Origin of the sequence: Armatimonas sp., from assembly GCF_043760365.1 — a bacterium.
Lineage (GTDB): Bacteria > Armatimonadota > Armatimonadia > Armatimonadales > Armatimonadaceae > Armatimonas.
Window position 1 is genome coordinate 1 of record NZ_JAYUPA010000475.1, and the last position, 1,659, is coordinate 1,659.

Consider the following 1,659-nt stretch of genomic DNA (forward strand, 5'->3'; position numbering starts at 1 on the left):
CCCTTGGCGGCTGCACTGCACCTGGCAAGGACCTTGGTGCGAAGAGCGGAGCGAGCCGTGGTAAGCCTCTGCGATGCTGAGCCAGAGCAGACCAACCCGGAGACGCTGCGCTATCTGAATCGCCTCTCCGACCTTCTCTTCATCCTAGCGCGTTCTGCCAACCAGAGCGCAGGAGAGCCGGATATACTTTGGAAAAGGAACCTTGACTAGCCAATGAGCCGACCAATTGAGGGGCAGCTTGCCCCGGATTTTACCCTTCCTGCCTCAGGAGCACCCCAGAGCATCACGCTCTCAGAGCTGCGCGGGAAACGCGTCGTACTGTTCTTCTATCCCAAAGATGACACGCCAGGATGTACGGTGGAGGCGTGCGCCTTCCGTGACCTGAACGCTGCATTCGCTGCCACCGGTGTGGTGGTGCTTGGACTCTCCAAAGACGCTTTAGGGGCGCATGAGCAATTTACGGGGAAATTTAGTCTGAACTTTCCGCTACTTGCGGATACCGAGACTGCTGTGTCTCAAGCCTATGGTGTTTGGGTGCAGAAAATGAACTATGGGAAGCCGTATATGGGCATCGAAAGAACGACGTTTGTGATTGGTTCTGAGGGGCAAATTGAGCGTGTTTTCTCGAAAGTAAAGCCTGAGGGGCATGCTGAGGAAGTGCTCGCTTATGTTGGTGAGAAGTAATTTTCCTATTTTCCTTGACGTGAGCTTGTGAACGCTGGTACAATAGCCCCGCTTTCATAGGCGCACGTGTGCCTGGAAAAAGCAGAATAGGTGGCGATAGGGGTTGCCGGAACTGCCGGAAGTTGAGACACTACGACGGGGGCTTGAAAAAGAAGCTGTCGGGTGTTGTATTCACGCGGTAACGATCGTTAACCAAAAGGTACTAAAAGGCCAGAGCGAGGCTGAGTTTCGAGATCGCGCCGTCGGTAAGCGGATTGTGGGTGCGAACCGGCGCGGGAAATACCTGCTACTGCCGCTTGCGGTGGATAACCTCTCTTCTCCCTCTTTTACTCTTTGCCTTCACCTGAAGATGCGTGGCTCTATTCGACTCCAAAGAGCGGATATGGCCTTGGGGCGATACGGTGTGTTGTGCTTAACCCTGGATCAGGGAAGAGCGCTACACTACAATGATATGTGGGGCTGGGGCGAGTGGCGTGTGGTGGCTGATACAGAGCCCCTGCCACTCCCTGAGCTCGGAGACGAGCCGCTAGAGCTGGGCTGGGATGTCGAAGCGTTTGTAAGGCATCTGGCAGGCAGGCGGGTAGCTATCAAGACGGTTCTTTTGGATCAGAAGGTAGTGGCGGGCGTGGGGAATATCTACGCCGATGAAGCGCTTTTTCGCGCCGGTATCGCTCCGACACGGGCGGCGGCGGGGCTAGTGCGGCAGGAAGGTGAGTTGCTTGCGGAAGCGATCCGGCAGGTACTCACCGAAGCGGTAGCACGGGGAGGGACACAGGGCGACTATGTGGATCTCTACGGGCAACCGGGGCAGTATGCCCCATTGGTTTATAATCGGGGTGGGGCGGCTTGTCCGCGTTGCGCCGTGCCGCTGAAAAAAATGAAGCTTGGGGGGAGAGGAACTACTTTCTGCCCAGCATGCCAAAACTGAATACTTTATTAAACTGGAAAACATGAAAAACAGTACAGCTACCTAGC

Annotated in this window: 3 protein-coding genes; all 3 read left to right on the forward strand. The window is 55.6% G+C overall.

Translation table 11 applies throughout. The features are described from left to right. Window positions 1–210: ATP:cob(I)alamin adenosyltransferase (locus tag ACH2EH_RS11095; protein ID WP_395141641.1), on the forward strand; the 210-nt coding region annotated here is incomplete at its 5' end. A 3-nt stretch (window positions 211–213) separates the two neighbouring features. After that, window positions 214–684 (forward strand): thioredoxin-dependent thiol peroxidase, encoded by a 471-nt coding sequence (bcp, locus tag ACH2EH_RS11100; protein ID WP_395141643.1) that lies wholly within the window; start codon window positions 214–216, stop codon window positions 682–684. A gap of 103 nt (window positions 685–787) precedes the next feature. Beyond that, window positions 788–1,612: a bifunctional DNA-formamidopyrimidine glycosylase/DNA-(apurinic or apyrimidinic site) lyase gene (gene mutM / locus ACH2EH_RS11105; protein WP_395141645.1), complete on the forward strand. Its 825-nt coding sequence runs from the start codon at window positions 788–790 to the stop codon at window positions 1,610–1,612. The last annotated feature ends 47 nt before the right edge of the window (window positions 1,613–1,659 follow it).